Origin of the sequence: Hydrogenophaga sp. YM1, from assembly GCF_016903055.1 — a bacterium.
Lineage (GTDB): Bacteria > Pseudomonadota > Gammaproteobacteria > Burkholderiales > Burkholderiaceae_C > Hydrogenophaga > Hydrogenophaga borbori.
Window position 1 is genome coordinate 1,170,128 of the sequence record NZ_CP070223.1, and the last position, 12,996, is coordinate 1,183,123.

12 protein-coding genes and 1 pseudogene are annotated in these 12,996 nt (G+C 73.5%); 1 reads left to right on the forward strand and 12 read right to left on the reverse strand.

Annotation, left to right across the window (positions count from 1 at the left end; all coding sequences use genetic code 11):
• Nucleotides 1–13 precede the first annotated feature (13 nt).
• From JNX00_RS05740 to JNX00_RS05760, 5 genes are read right to left on the reverse strand one after another with little or no spacing between them, the layout of a single operon-like run.
• Nucleotides 14–1,546 carry a class I adenylate-forming enzyme family protein gene (locus tag JNX00_RS05740; RefSeq protein ID WP_239478263.1) on the reverse strand — a complete coding sequence of 511 codons (1,533 nt, stop codon included), beginning with the start codon at nt 1,544–1,546 and terminating at the stop codon, nt 14–16.
• On the reverse strand, nt 1,543–3,486 hold the full coding sequence (gene asnB, locus JNX00_RS05745; protein ID WP_204744354.1) for an asparagine synthase (glutamine-hydrolyzing): 1,944 nt from the start codon (nt 3,484–3,486) through the stop codon (nt 1,543–1,545). The genes JNX00_RS05740 and asnB overlap by 4 nt, the downstream gene beginning before the upstream one ends.
• 36 nt (nt 3,487–3,522) lie before the next feature.
• Nucleotides 3,523–4,659 (reverse strand): hypothetical protein, encoded by a 1,137-nt coding sequence (locus tag JNX00_RS05750; protein WP_204744355.1) that lies wholly within the window; start codon nt 4,657–4,659, stop codon nt 3,523–3,525.
• Between the two features lie 13 nt (nt 4,660–4,672).
• The gene (locus tag JNX00_RS05755; protein ID WP_070398991.1) at nt 4,673–4,942 is read right to left on the reverse strand and encodes an acyl carrier protein; all 270 of its coding nucleotides are present in this window, start codon (nt 4,940–4,942) and stop codon (nt 4,673–4,675) included.
• 19 nt (nt 4,943–4,961) lie between these two features.
• Nucleotides 4,962–5,996, reverse strand: a complete 1,035-nt coding sequence (locus JNX00_RS05760; RefSeq protein ID WP_204744356.1) for a ketoacyl-ACP synthase III — start codon at nt 5,994–5,996, stop codon at nt 4,962–4,964.
• A gap of 252 nt (nt 5,997–6,248) precedes the next feature.
• On the opposite strand from JNX00_RS05760, the gene JNX00_RS05765 reads away from it, so the two are divergent.
• Nucleotides 6,249–7,337, forward strand: coding sequence for a PA0069 family radical SAM protein (locus tag JNX00_RS05765; protein ID WP_204744357.1), 1,089 nt, complete (start codon nt 6,249–6,251; stop codon nt 7,335–7,337).
• A 14-nt stretch (nt 7,338–7,351) separates the two neighbouring features.
• Here the strand turns inward: JNX00_RS05765 and JNX00_RS22330 are convergent, their stop codons facing one another.
• The 7 genes and pseudogenes from JNX00_RS22330 to thiC form a co-directional block, all read right to left on the reverse strand.
• Nucleotides 7,352–7,561 (reverse strand): oxidoreductase-like domain-containing protein, encoded by a 210-nt coding sequence (locus tag JNX00_RS22330; protein ID WP_239478321.1) that lies wholly within the window; start codon nt 7,559–7,561, stop codon nt 7,352–7,354.
• Between the two features lie 18 nt (nt 7,562–7,579).
• Nucleotides 7,580–7,819: pseudogene (locus JNX00_RS22335) on the reverse strand (DUF1653 domain-containing protein); the annotation flags it as partial.
• Complete coding sequence (locus JNX00_RS05775) at nt 7,816–8,898, reverse strand: thiamine phosphate synthase (protein WP_204744358.1); 1,083 nt, start codon at nt 8,896–8,898, stop codon at nt 7,816–7,818. The pseudogene JNX00_RS22335 and the gene JNX00_RS05775, both read right to left, overlap by 4 nt.
• Nucleotides 8,899–8,931: 33 nt before the next feature.
• Entirely contained in the window at nt 8,932–9,735 is an 804-nt protein-coding gene (locus JNX00_RS05780; RefSeq protein ID WP_204744359.1) for a thiazole synthase, read from the reverse strand.
• Between the two features lie 26 nt (nt 9,736–9,761).
• On the reverse strand, nt 9,762–9,977 hold the full coding sequence (gene thiS, locus JNX00_RS05785) for a sulfur carrier protein ThiS (protein ID WP_070398985.1): 216 nt from the start codon (nt 9,975–9,977) through the stop codon (nt 9,762–9,764).
• A complete protein-coding gene (locus tag JNX00_RS05790) occupies nt 9,974–11,062 on the reverse strand; it encodes an FAD-dependent oxidoreductase (RefSeq protein ID WP_204744360.1) in 1,089 nt (362 codons plus the stop codon). Before JNX00_RS05790 ends, thiS begins: the two co-directional genes overlap by 4 nt.
• A 2-nt stretch (nt 11,063–11,064) precedes the next feature.
• Nucleotides 11,065–12,963, reverse strand: coding sequence for a phosphomethylpyrimidine synthase ThiC (thiC, locus tag JNX00_RS05795; protein WP_070398983.1), 1,899 nt, complete (start codon nt 12,961–12,963; stop codon nt 11,065–11,067).
• Nucleotides 12,964–12,996 lie beyond the last annotated feature (33 nt).

Genomic DNA, 12,996 nt, shown 5'->3' on the forward strand with positions numbered 1-12,996 from the left:
CAAGGAAAAGGGCTCAGGCCAGGTCGCGCCGGCGCAGCTTGCCGGACTCGGTCTGGGGCAGCTGGTCGACGAAGGCCACGGCCTTGGGCGCCATCCAGCTCTCCAGGCGGGCCTGGCAGTGGCGGATGACCTCGCGCTCGCTCAGCGTGGCGCCGGGTTGCAGCCGCACGTGGGCCTTCACGGCCAGGCCCAGGCGTTCGTCGGGCATGGGGGCGACGGCGGCCTCCAGCACGCCGGGCAGCTCGCAGATGGCGTGCTCCACTTCCAGCGGGTAGACCTTCTCGCCGCGCGACTTGAACATGTCGTCGGTGCGGCCCACGCAGTAGAGCCAGCCGTGCGCGTCGCAGCGGAAGACGTCGCCGGTGTGCAGGGTGTGTTCGCCGGGGCGTGGGCCCGGGGTGATGCGGCCGGTCTGGCCGGGCGGCGCGTTCCAGTAGCCGGGGCTCACGTGCGGGCCGCTCACCACCAGCTCGCCGGTGGCGCCGAGGCCGCCGTTGGGCAGGCGCTGGCCATGCTCGTCGATCAGCCAGTGGGCCTGGAAGGGCAGGCCGCGGCCCACGCTGTCGGGACGGATGTCCACCTCGTCGTGCGGCAGGTAGCTCGCGCGCATGCACTCGGTCAGCCCATACATGAGCAGCAGGCGCGCCCGGGGCAGGCGCTGGCGCAGCTGCGCGGTGTGCGCGGCCGGCAGGGCGGCGGCGGCGTTGGTGATGAGGCGCAGGGCGGACAGGTCGTGCGCGCCCAGGTCCAGCGCCAGCAGGCTGGCCCACAGCATGGGCACGCCAGGGAAAACGCTCACGCGCTCGGCCGCGAGGCGCTGCAGCAGCCTGGCGGGAAAGGCGGCGCTGTTTTCCAGCACCAGCGTGGCGCCCAGCCCCAGTCCCATCACCACGTGGTACAGGCCGTAGCTGAAGCTGGGCGGCAGCGCCAGGCCGATGACGTCGTCGGGCCGCAGCTGCAGGTAGGTTTGCACCGCGCGCCAGGCCGCGAGCATGTTGGCGTGGCTGAGCATCACGCCCTTGGGCTGCCCGGTGGTGCCGGAGGTGTAGATCAGGGTGGCCAGCTCGCCAGGGCTGGTGGGGCCGGCGAGGGGCGCGGGGATGGGGGCGGGCCGGGGCCAGGGCTGGGTGGCCGTGGCCGCGGGTACCGGGCCATGGGCCCACACCAGCGTGCCGGGCGCCTGCGCGAGCGCGGCGGTCCACACGGTGGCCAGCGTGGCCTGCGTGAGCAGGGCGCGCGCGCCGGTGTCGGCCAGCACGTGGGCGAGCTTGGCCGCCTTGGTCTGCGGGCCCAGCGGCACCGCCACCGCGCCCAGGCGCCACACCGCGTGCAGGGCGGCCACGTACTCGGCGCCGCTGTCCAGCAGCAGCACCACGCGATCACCGCGCCGCACGCCCTCCATCTGCAAGGCCTCGGCGATGCCCTGGGCCATGGCCGCGAGTTCGCCGTAGCTCAGGCGCCGCTCGCCCACCACCACGGCGGTCTTGCCCGGCTGTTCGCGGCCGCGCGCCTCGAAGGCGCTGTGCACAAACGGGCCCATGCTCATGACGGCTCCATCGCCGGTGCCTCGGCGCGCACGAACTGCCGGTGCAGCAGTTGGGTGGACAGCACACCCACGAAGGCCATGTTGTCGGCGAAGCCGATGGCGCGGCCGGCCGCGCACTTGGCGCTGAGCCGCGCGACGGCGGGGGCGTCGAACAGCCCGGCCTCGCGCAGGCTGTCCTCGCTCAGCAGCTCGCGCACCCAGGGCAGGGGCTGGCCGTTGTCGAAGAAGCTGGCGCTGTCGGGCGAGCGGTAGGGCTGCTTGGTGCGTTGGCCGATGGCGGGTGGCAGCTCGCGCGCGAAGGCCTGGCGCAGCAGCAGCTTCTCGCGCAGGCCGCGCATTTTCAGGCGCGGCGGCAGGGCGGCGGCGAAGGCGATCACGCGCGGGTCCAGGAAGGGGTAGCGGCCTTCGATGGACGCCGCCATGGCCATGCGGTCGCCCTGCGCGGCCAGCAGGTAGCCGCTCATGAGCGTGTGCGCCTCGGTGTACTGGTCGCGCGCCAGCGGCTGCCAGCGGGCGAAGGCCTCGGGCACGCGCGCGCGCCATTGCGCGGCGGGCTCGTGCGCGGCGAGCCTGTGCTGCCACTCGGGCGTGAAGAAGGCCCAGGCGCGGCGCGTGCTGGCCAGGCGCGTTTGGTGGGCGAAGCCGGGGTCGCCGTCGGGCACGCGGCTGTCGGTGAAGAAGCGCTGCGCGAGGACGTTGTTGGCGCCGCCGGGCGAGCGCGCCATCCAGGGGTAGAGCCGCTCCACCGCGCGCGCGCGCCGCGCCGAGCCGGGCAGTCGCGCAACGAAGCGGCGGATCTTGGCTTCCTTGAACAGGTCGTAGCCGCCGAACACCTCGTCCGCGCCTTCGCCGGTGAGCACCACCTTGTAGCCGGCCGCGCGCACGCTGTCGGCCAGGCGCAGCATGGGGGCGGGGGCGGTGCGCACCAGCGGGGTCTCGGCGTGCCACACGCTGCGCGCGAAAGCGGCGGCGATGTCCGCCCGGCCGCAGCCGATGGCGCTGTGCCGCGTGTCCAGGTGGCGCACCATCAGGCGCTGGTGCTCGCTCTCGTCGTACTCGGCCTCGTCGAAGGTGAGCGAGAAGCAACGCAGCGGCGTGTCGGTGTGGCGGCGGATGATGGTGGTGAGGATGGACGAGTCCAGCCCGCCGCTGAGGTAGGCGCCCACGGGCACGTCGGCGCGCAGCTGCAGTCGCACGGCGTCCACCAGCAGGGCGTGCAGCTGGTCGGCCAGCGCGTCCTCGTCCACGGGGGCGAAGGGGTCGCTGTCGGGGAAGTCCCAGTCCCACCAGCGGCTGAGGCGCTCACCGGCCGCGTCCACCACCAGGCGGTGGCCCGGCGGCAGGCAGTGGATGCCTTCGAATGCCGTGTGCGGCGCCAGTGGCGCCCACCAGCCCAGGCTGGCGGCCAGGCCGGCCGGGTCGAGCGCGCGCGGCACGGCGGGCAGGGCGAACAGGGCCTTGGCCTCGGAGGCGAAGGCCAGGCGTTCGCCCATCCGTGTCCAGAACAGCGGGCGGATGCCCACGCCGTCGCGCGCCAGCAGCAGGCGCTGGCGCGCCGCGTCCCACAGGCCGAGGGCGAACTGGCCGTTCAGGCGCGACAGGAAGCCATCGCCCCAGGCCTGGTAGGCCTGCAGCAGCACCTCGGTGTCGGAGTCGGTGCGGAAGTGCCGGCCCAAGGCGCGCAGCTCGGCGCGCAGTTCGATGTAGTTGAAGATTTCGCCGTTGAAGACCAGTTGCACCCGGCCGTCCGCGCTGGCCATGGGCTGGGCGCCGCCGTCAAGATCGATGATGGCCAGGCGCGCGTGCGCCAGACCGATCGGCCCGTCGTGCCACACGCCCTGGCCGTCGGGGCCGCGGTGGTGCAGGGCGCGCGCCATGGCGGCGAGTTCCTCGCGCCGGGGCGGCTGGCGGGGGCTGAAGAGACCGGCGATGCCGCACATGCTCAGACCTCGCTCGGCAAGGGGCGCTCAGGCTTCCTAGAAGCCATCGGCGTCGTCGCGCAGGTCGGTCAGGCGCCAGGGCGCGCGGGCCAGCCGGGCGGCCAGTTCGGGATCGCGCGACTGCACGCCGCAGGGGCGGCCCCCGTCGTCCTGGGACGGCAGGAAGCCGGCGCGCGCGGCCACGCGCCGCGAGGCCTCGTCCTGCAGCAGCAGGCGCACGCAGGTGCAGCGCTGCGCGGCGGCCTCGCGGATGGCCTCGTGCAGCAGCACCAGCAGGGTGTCGTCGCCGTCGTGGTGCCAATCGACCAGGTGCAGCTCGGGCCGGCCGCGGTCGTCGGTCTCCATCGACCAGGCGATGAGGCCGGCCACGGCGTCGCCGCGCCGCGCCACGCGCAGGCTCAGGGGCCGGCGCGGGTTGTCGAGCAGGCGGCGCTGCAGGTAGGCGCCGCCGTGGCGCAGGTGCACGCCGGCGGCCCCGCGCGCCACCGGCGCGCTGAGCGCGGGGTCGAGCCGCGGGGTGTTCTCCAGCGTGAAGCCGCGCGGGCGGTGGCGGCGCAGCGCCAGGCGCCGCAGGGCCAGGCCGGCGTTGGCCAGGCGCATGGCCAGTGGCGTGGCGGCCAGCGCGGGCCAGCGGCGCTGAACGAAGGGCTGCAGGTCCAGCGGGTGGGTGAAGGTCAGGCGCGGCGGCAGCGGCTCGAAGAGGCGGCGCACGATGCCGGCCGAGTTCTGGTTGGCGCCCACCGCGAGCGTGAAGCCGTGGCGCGCGAGCATGGCCTGGTTGAGCCAGATGCCCAGGCCCGACTCCTGCGCCTGCGGCCGCACCAGCAGGTCCATCACCTGTGCGCCGGCGAGTGCCTGGCCGTCCAGTTCGATGGGCAGGTCTTCCACGCCGATGGTGGCCAGGACCCGGCCGTGGGCGTGCAGGCACCACAGCTCGCCGAAGCCCGCACCCTCGCGCCCGAGGCGGTAGCGCCAGCGCAGGTAGGCGTCGTCGTCCCATTCGTGGCCGGGCAGCAGGTGCTCGCGGCGCAGGGCGATGAGCTCGGGCAGGTCGTCCAGCGTGGCCGGGCGCAAGCCCTCGCGCAGCGCGGCTTCGTCCAGGCCCAGGCTGCGCGCCACCAGGCGGCCGAGCTTGTCGTGCGCCGGCACGCGCGGCGCCGGTGCCGGCGCCACGGGGCGGCTCGGTTCAGTCGCCCGCACGCAGCGCTCCCTGCTCGCGCAGGAAGTCCAGCACGTGGCCGATGCGCGTCATCTCGCGCGAAACCTCGGCCGTGAGCTCGATGCCGAAGCGCTCGTCGAGTTCGGCGATCAGCATCAGCGCGCCCATGGAGTCCCAGTCTTCGATGGACTCGCGTTCCACGTCCGGGTGCAGGCTCTCGGGCGGCACGTTGAAGCACTCGGCCAGCATGGCCAGGGCCTCGGTCTGGGTGATGGTGGGGCGGGTGCTGGGCGTCATGCGGAGCGGTTGGGGTGGATCACAGGCCTTCGCCGTCGTCGTGCAGCAGCAGGGTGCGGTGATCGGCCCGCACCAGGGCGGCGCCCCAGGACAGGCCCACGCCGTAGCCCAGCAGCATCCACAGCCGGTGCTGCCCGGGCGGCGGCGGCGCGATCCGGCGCGTGAGCGCCACCGCCACCGACGGGCCGCCGCAGTTGCCGCTGTCCTCGATCGACATCGGCACGCGCTCGTCCGGCAGGCCGCTCTTCTTCATCAGGTGTTTCATGATGAAGCGGTTGGACTGGTGGAAGACGAAGGCGTCGACGTCGGCCACCGCCTTGCCGGCGAAGGTCAGGGTGTCGGCGATCAGCGCGGGCACGCGCTTGATGGTGAAGTTGAAGATGGCCGCGCCGTCCATTTCCAGGAAGCGGTGGCGCGGGTCGGCCGGCTCGCGGTCGCGGAAGGCGCCGCCGCGCAGGATCAGGCCTTCGGCGCCGCTGCCGTCGGTGTGCAGCACGAACTGGCCGCCAGCGGCCGGGTCGTCGTCGAGTTCCAGCGCGGTGGCCGAGCCGGCGTCGCTGAACAGCAGCACGGTGGCCTGGTCCTCGGGGCTGACGAAGCGGCTGGGCGTTTCGCCGTGCAGCATGAGCACGCGCCGGTGGCCGCCGCCGCGCAGCATGGCGGCCGCCAGGTACAGGCCATAGGGGTAGCCCGAGCAGCCCAGACCGACGTCGAAGGCGGCGCAGCTGTCGGGCAGGCCCAGCCGCTGCTGCAACAGGCAACTGGTGGAGGGCAGGAAGTGGTCGGGCGTCTGGGTGACGAAGATCAGCGCGCTCACGGTGTCGGGCGCCCAGCCCAGGCGCTCCATCAGCCGCGTGGCGGCGCGAAAACACAGATCGGCCGAGGTGAGGCCGGGCGTGACCACGCGGCGCTCGCGCACGCCGGCCATGGCCACCACCTTGCGCACGTCCTCGGGGGCGAAGCCCAGGGCCGGGTCGAGGTTGTCCACCACCGTCGGCGGCAGGCAGGTGCTCACGCCGGCCAGGCGAAAGCCGCCGATGTTCGATTGGCTCAACCGGGGTCCCTCTTGAAATCTGGAAGAACGGGCGATCTCAGCGCGAGGGCTGGACGTCTTTTGGCTTACCCTGGTCAGTATAAGGAGGGGCCGATGCGTGCCCCCACATTGGGCGACGGGCATAAGTCACACAAGTGGGGGGCGCGCGGGGAACCGGGCCGGTTCGTGGCCCTGGCGGCGACGACGGGCGGCCGTGCGCACCGGCTGGGTGCTTCATATACTGTGGTTTTGTACAGTATTTTGGAGGCCCTCATGACCGAGGTCCACATCCCCGTGGCGGCCCTCAAAGGGCGAGGCGTGTCCTTCCGACAGCCCCACCGTTTCGAGTCCGCCGCGCGCGCCGCTTTCGACGACGGCTGGAGCACGCTCGACGCCGCGCAGGCCGAAGAACACGCCGCGCCCGCCACCAGCGTGAGCTGGGAGGACGCCCGCAGCGCGATCACCACCAACGCCTCGCCCGACATCGGCTTCGTGCACGGCCTCAACCCCTACCGGGGCTGCGAGCACGGCTGCGTGTACTGCTACGCGCGGCCCAGCCACAGCTACCTCAACCTCTCGCCGGGGCTGGATTTCGAGACCCGCCTCATCGCCAAGCGTGGTTTCGCCGAGGTGCTGGTGCGCGAGCTGCAGCGCCCGTCCTACGAGCCCAGCATGGTGGCCCTGGGCACCGTGACCGACGCCTACCAGCCCATCGAACGCGAGCTGCGCTTGACGCGCGCCACGCTGGACGTGCTGGCCCGCGCGCGCCACCCGGTGGGCATCGTCACCAAGGGCAGCGGGGTGGAGCGCGACATCGACCTGCTCGCGCCGCTGGCCGAGCAGGGCCTGGCGGCGGTCTACGTCACCATCACCACGCTGGACCCCAAGCTGGCGCGCGCGCTGGAGCCGCGCGCCGCCGCGCCGCACCGGCGACTGCGCACCATCCGCACCCTGGCCGAGGCCGGCATCCCCGTGGGCGTGAGCGTGTCGCCGCAGATTCCCTTCCTGAACGAAGACATGGAGCAGGTGCTGGAGGCCGCGCGCGAGGCCGGCGCGCGGCGCGCCTTCTACCAGGTGATCCGCCTGCCCTGGGAGCTGGCGCCCATCTTCCGCCAGTGGCTGCTGCAGCACTGCCCGCAGCGCGCGGGGCGGGTGATGGCGCGCATCCAGGACATGCGCGGCGGTCGCGACTACGACAGCGATTTCGCCACCCGCATGAAGGGCAGCGGCCCCTGGGCCGAGCTGCTGCGCCAGCGCTTCCACAAGGCCTGCGCGCGGCTGGGCTACGCCACCGAGCGCGAGGCCATGGACCTGTCGCGCTTCCAGCCGGCGGCGCTGTCGGCGCAGCGGGAATTGTTCTGACGCGGCCGGCGGCCTCAGCCCAGCCGTTCCAGCGCGTCGTCGGCCCAGTAGCGCACGGCGTGGTAGTAGCCCTCCCACACGCAGCCGTGGCAGCCGCGGCCGCAGCAGGTGCCGGGCTCGGGCGGCGGGGCGCGCAGGGCGCTGTCCAGGTCGACGCCCTGGCGCTGCGCGCGGCCGCGCAGGTGCGCGATCAGCGCCTGCGCGCTGGCCCGGTCGGCGGGCATGAGCTCGGCCGCGCGGACGCGGCGGAAGCGCTTCTGCTCCCGGCCCTCGAAGACAGCGGTCTCATTGAACATGGCCGAAGGCCGCACCCACAGGCCCCCGCCTTTCAGGCCCGCGCCGTAGAGCGCGCGGTACAGCACCAGCGGCTGCAGCGTCTCGCTGCAGCGCACGGTGTCGATCACCTCGTACCAGCCGCCTTTGTAGTGGCGGTACAGGCCGGGCGGTGTGGGGGTCAGCGGGGGCAGGTCGTCGTCGTTCACGCGCACTCGGGCGACAGCGTGGGATGTGGCCACGCCGGGGCGGGGCGGCGCGGCGCGGCGTGTCCCGCTTCCCAAGCGCGCTGCCAGCGCGGCAGCGTGGCACGCGGGTCCTCGCCCAGGCCGCGCACCACGCACACCGTGGCCGCGCCGGTGGTGGCGCATTGTTCGAGCTGGTCGGGGTCCAGGATGCCGCCGATGGCGATCACCGGCCGTCCGGCCATGCGCACCCACCAGGCCAGGTTGTCCAGGCCCTGCGCGTGCCAGGGCATGTCCTTGGTGAGCGTGGGCCAGACCGGGCCGCAGGCGATCAGGTCGGCCCCGGCGCCGCGCGCGCGGCACAGCTCCCACAGGCTGTGCGAGCTCATGCCCAGCTGCAGGCCGCGCGCCTGAGCGGTGGCGATGGTGGTGCGCTCGGTGTGCCGCAACGCCAGCCAGTCTTCCTGCCCCAGGTGCAGGGCGGGCGCATTCAGCGACAGCGCCAGGCGCCAGTGGTCGTTCACCACCAGGGCGGCGCGGCCGGCGCCGCGCGCGGCGTCCAGCGCGGCGCGCAGTTCGGGCACCAGCGCGGGGTCGTCGCGCCGCGCCTTGATCCGCAGCTGGATCAGGCCGGCGCCGGCCTCGGCGCAGGCGCGCACGCGCTCGGCGCTGTCCACGATGGCGTAAACGCCCAGCGCGGGCACGTGCGAGAGCGGCGCCGTCCAGCGCGCCGGGGTCTCGTCGACGGAGAGCACCGGCAGATCGAGCGAGCTGGCGCGCTCGGGCAGGCGCGCGAGCACGGCCGCGTCGGCGGCGACCCAGCCTTGCGCCAGCGCGGCGCTGAAGCGCAGGGCGTGGTCCGTGGGGCCCGAGCGCGGGCGCGTCAGCCAGCCCTGCGCGTTCAGGGTGTCCAGCCAGTCGTGCGGGTCGCCGGTGATCACCACGTCGCTGGCGCCCTGGTCGCGCAGCGCGCGGGCGAGTTCGGGAACGGACAGGCGGCCGGCGGGCAGGCCCAGGCGCGCGGCCGCCTCGTGGGCGGTGAGGCGCAGTACGGCGTCGGTGGTCGCGTCGCTGGGCGATTCGGTGGGAGCGGGGGATTGCATGGTCGCGGGAGTGTCGCCGATCGGGGGCGGTGCTCAGCCGATCAGCATGGGCCGCCCGCTCACGGGCGTGCTCGCCACGGCCATGTCCTGCGGCGCCATGACGCCGGCCTCGAAGGCCAGGCGGCCCGCGCGCACCGCGTCGCCGAAGGCGCGCGCCATGGCCACGGGCTCGCGCGCGTGCGCCACGGCGGAGTTCAGCAGCACGGCGTCGAAGCCCAGCTCCAGCGCCTGCGCCGCATGCGAGGGCGCGCCGATGCCGGCGTCCACCACCAAGGGCACGCCCGGCAGGCGCGCGCGCAGCGTGCGCAAGGCCCAGGGGTTGAGCAGACCCTGGCCCGAGCCGATCGGCGCGCCCCAGGGCATCAGCACCTCGCAGCCGGCGTCCAGCAGGCGCTGGCAGGTGACGAGGTCATCGGTGCAGTACGGAAAGACCGCGAAGCCGGCCTTCACGAGTTCGGCGGCGGCCTCGACCGTGCCCCAGGGATCGGGCTGCAGGGTGTGCTCGTCGCCCACCACCTCCAGCTTGATCCAGTGCGTGTCGAGCAACTCGCGCGCCATGTGCGCCAGGGCCACGGCCTCGCGCGCGCTGCGGCAGCCGGCGGTGTTGGGCAGCAGGCGCACGCCGCGCGCGCGCAGCGGCGGCAGCAGCTCGGCCAGGAAGGCGTTGCCCTCGGCGCCACCGGCGGCCGCCATGCGGCGCAGGCCCAGCGTGACGACGGACGCGCCGCTGGCCTGCAGGGCCTGCTGGAGCACGGTGGGCGAGGGGTAGCCGGCGGTGCCCAGCATCAGTCGCGTGGCAAGGGTTTCGCCATAGGCGGCCCAGGGCGCAGGGTCCATGAGGGGTGTCGTCTGAAGGTCCACGCTCAGCCTCCGACGATGGCTTCGAAGGTGCTCACCTCGTCGCCAGCCTGCAGGGGGGTGTCGGCGCGCGCGGCGCGCGGCACAAAGCGCGCGTTGAGCGCGGTGGCCACGCGTTCGGGGCGCAGGCCTTCGCGCTCCAGGAGGCTGTGCAGAGTGGTGCCGGGCGGGCAGGGCAGTTCGCGACCGTTCAGGCGCACGGTGGGAAGGGGGGCTGTCATGGCGGGGATTGTCCCTCGCTCGCCAAGCCCGCGGCGGCAAGGGCGTCTTGCACCACCGCGGGCGCGACCATCCAGCCGTGGCGGAACAGGCCGTTGATGCGCAGCAGCCCGGGCCTGTGCTCGATGCTGGGCAGGTGGTCGGCGCGCGCGGGGCGCAGGTTGGTTTCCAGGTGGTCGATGCGGGCCTCGGCGAGCTCGGGCAGCACGCTGTGGGCGGCCGACATCAGCTCGACGGCGCTGCGCAGGCTGACGGGCGAGCGGTCCTCGCTCTCGATCTCGCTGGCGCCCACCACGATCCGGTCGCCCGGGCGCGGCACCAGGTAGACGCGGTGGCGCGGGTGCAGCAGGCGCACGGGCCGCCGCAGGCGCACGCCGGGGGCGTGCAGCCACAGCACCTCGCCGCGCACACCGCGCAGCGGCACCTCGGGCCGCGCACCCAGGCCACGCGTGTCGATGGCGAGATCGGCCGCGGCGGTGTCGCCGCCGATCAGGCGCAGGCGGCCCGCGTCCACGGTGTCGACCAGGGTGTTCCAGTGCCATTGCACGCCGCCGGCCTGCTCGGCCAGGGCCAGCAGGGTCTCGCGCGGCAGCAGCTGGCCTTCGCCGGGCAGCAGCCAGGCCAGCAGGCCGCTGGCCAGCGCGGGCTCCAGCGCGCGCAGCGCGGCGGCGTCCAGGGGCTGGGGCGCGGGCGCTTCGGGCACGCCGTTCAGGCGCGCCAGCGTGCGCTGCGCGTTGCCCCGGTCGCTGCCGTGCGCAAGCAGCAGGCTGCCCTCGGTGCGCACCAGCCCGGGCGCCCCGCCCTCGGCCAGCTGCCGGCCGATGGCCTGCCACAGCGGCAGCGAGCGCCAGCCCAGGCGCGCCACCGCGGGCTCGGCGCCGTCGAGTTCGGCCAAGGGGCTCAGCATGCCGGCGGCGGTGAAGCCCGCCGCGTGCGGCCGCGGGTTCACCGCCGCCACCTGGCCCGGCGTGGGCGGCTGGGGGCCGTCGGCCGGGTCGAACACGCTCACCGAATGGCCTTCGCTCGCCAGCCGCCAGGCCAGCAGGCGGCCCAGTACCCCGGCGCCCGCGATCGCGATGCGCGCCATGCTCAGCCCTTCTTCAGCGTGTCGAGCGGCACGTAGAACTCGCCGCCCGCGGCCTTGAACTGGGCCGACTTCTCGGCCATGCCCTGCTGCAACGCCTCGGCCTCGGCCAGGCCTTTCTGCTCGGCGTAGTCGCGCACGTCCTGCGTGATCTTCATCGAGCAGAACTTGGGGCCGCACATGGAACAGAAGTGCGCCTCCTTCGACGAGTCCTTGGGCAGGGTTTCGTCGTGGTAGGCCTCGGCGGTGTCCGGGTCCAGGCCGAGCGCGAACTGGTCGCGCCAGCGGAACTCGAAGCGCGCCTTGCTCATGGCGTCGTCGCGCGCGCGCGCGCCGGGGTGGCCCTTGGCGATGTCGGCCGCGTGCGCGGCGATCTTGTAGGCAATGATCCCCTGCTTCACGTCGTCGCGGTCGGGCAGGCCCAGGTGCTCCTTGGGCGTGACGTAGCACAGCATGGCCGTGCCCATCCAGCCGATCATGGCCGCGCCGATGGCCGAGGCGATGTGGTCGTAGCCCGGCGCGATGTCGATGGTCAGCGGGCCCAGGGTGTAGAAGGGCGCCTCGTGGCAGTGCTTGAGCTGCTCGTCCATGTTGGCCTGGATCAGGTGCATGGGCACGTGGCCGGGGCCTTCGATCATGGTCTGCACGTCGTGCTTCCAGGCGATCTGCGTGAGCTCGCCCAGCGTGCGCAGCTCAGCGAACTGGGCCTCGTCGTTGGCGTCGGCGCCGCTGCCAGGGCGCAGGCCGTCGCCGAGCGAGAAGCTCACGTCGTAGGCCTTCATGATTTCGCAGATTTCCTCGAAGTGCGTGTAGAGGAAGTTCTCCTTGTGGTGGGTGATGCACCACTTGGCCAGGATGGAGCCGCCGCGCGAGACGATGCCGGTGCGCCGCTTGGTCGTGAGGTGGATAAAGGGCAGGCGCACGCCCGCGTGGATGGTGAAGTAGTCGATGCCCTGCTCGGCCTGCTCGATCAGGGTGTCGCGGAAGATCTCCCAGCTGAGGTCCTCGGCCACGCCGCCCACCTTCTCCAGCGCCTGGTAGATGGGCACGGTGCCGATGGGCACGGGCGAGTTGCGCACGATCCAATCGCGCGTGGTGTGGATGTTCTTGCCGGTCGAGAGGTCCATCACCGTGTCGCCGCCCCAGCGGATGGACCACACGAGCTTCTCCACCTCTTCCTCGATGCTGGAGGTAACGGCCGAGTTGCCGATGTTGGCGTTGATCTTCACGCCGAAGTTGCGGCCGATGATCATCGGCTCGAGCTCGGGGTGGTTGATGTTGGCCGGGATGATGGCGCGCCCGCGCGCCACCTCTTCGCGCACGAACTCGGGCGTGATGATCTCGGGGATGCGCGCGCCCATGGGGTTGCCGCGCAGGCGCGCCTCGCGCTCGGGGTCGCCGAGGTACTCGCGCATCCAGTCGCGCTTGCCGTTCTCGCGGATGGCGATGTACTCCATCTCGGGGGTGACGATGCCTTGGCGCGCGTAGTGCATCTGGGTGACGTTGGCGCCGGCCTTGGCGCGGCGCGGCGTGCGCTGCAGCGCGGCGGCCTCGCTGCGCAGGGCGGCGATGCGCTCGGCCGCGTGCGCATCCGGTACCTCGTGCTTCACGCCGTCGTCCAGCGCCTGGCGCTCGCGCCCGCTGTAGGCCTCGGTGTCGCCGCGGGCCTCGATCCAGGCCGCGCGCACGGGGGCCAGGCCCTTCCTCACGTCGATGCTCACCGTCGGGTCGGTGTAGGGGCCCGAGGTGTCGTAGACCGTCACGCGCTCGCCGTTGGTGAGCGCGATCTCGCGCATGGGCACCTGCACGCCGGCCTGCGCGCCGGGCACGAAGACCTTGGTGGAGGCGGGGAAGGGCTCGCGCGTGAGCGTGAGCAGGGGGGCGAACTTGTCGGGGGCGTTCATGGGGCGGTCTCCTGGTGGCGAGCAACGGGGGCT

Bases quoted from the DNA above. Each gene is read 5' to 3' on its own strand.
- JNX00_RS05790 (WP_204744360.1), bottom strand. From the start codon at position 11,062: ATGGCGCGCATCGCGATCGCGGGCGCCGGGGTACTGGGCCGCCTGCTG.
- JNX00_RS05765 (WP_204744357.1), top strand. From the start codon at position 6,249: ATGACCGAGGTCCACATCCCCGTGGCGGCCCTCAAAGGGCGAGGCGTG.
- JNX00_RS22330 (WP_239478321.1), bottom strand. From the start codon at position 7,561: ATGCCCGCCGACCGGGCCAGCGCGCAGGCGCTGATCGCGCACCTGCGC.
- JNX00_RS05755 (WP_070398991.1), bottom strand. From the start codon at position 4,942: ATGACGCCCAGCACCCGCCCCACCATCACCCAGACCGAGGCCCTGGCC.
- JNX00_RS05780 (WP_204744359.1), bottom strand. From the start codon at position 9,735: ATGGACCCTGCGCCCTGGGCCGCCTATGGCGAAACCCTTGCCACGCGA.
- JNX00_RS05740 (WP_239478263.1), bottom strand. From the start codon at position 1,546: ATGAGCATGGGCCCGTTTGTGCACAGCGCCTTCGAGGCGCGCGGCCGC.
- JNX00_RS05775 (WP_204744358.1), bottom strand. From the start codon at position 8,898: ATGCAATCCCCCGCTCCCACCGAATCGCCCAGCGACGCGACCACCGAC.
- thiS (WP_070398985.1), bottom strand. From the start codon at position 9,977: ATGACAGCCCCCCTTCCCACCGTGCGCCTGAACGGTCGCGAACTGCCC.
- asnB (WP_204744354.1), bottom strand. From the start codon at position 3,486: ATGTGCGGCATCGCCGGTCTCTTCAGCCCCCGCCAGCCGCCCCGGCGC.
- thiC (WP_070398983.1), bottom strand. From the start codon at position 12,963: ATGAACGCCCCCGACAAGTTCGCCCCCCTGCTCACGCTCACGCGCGAG.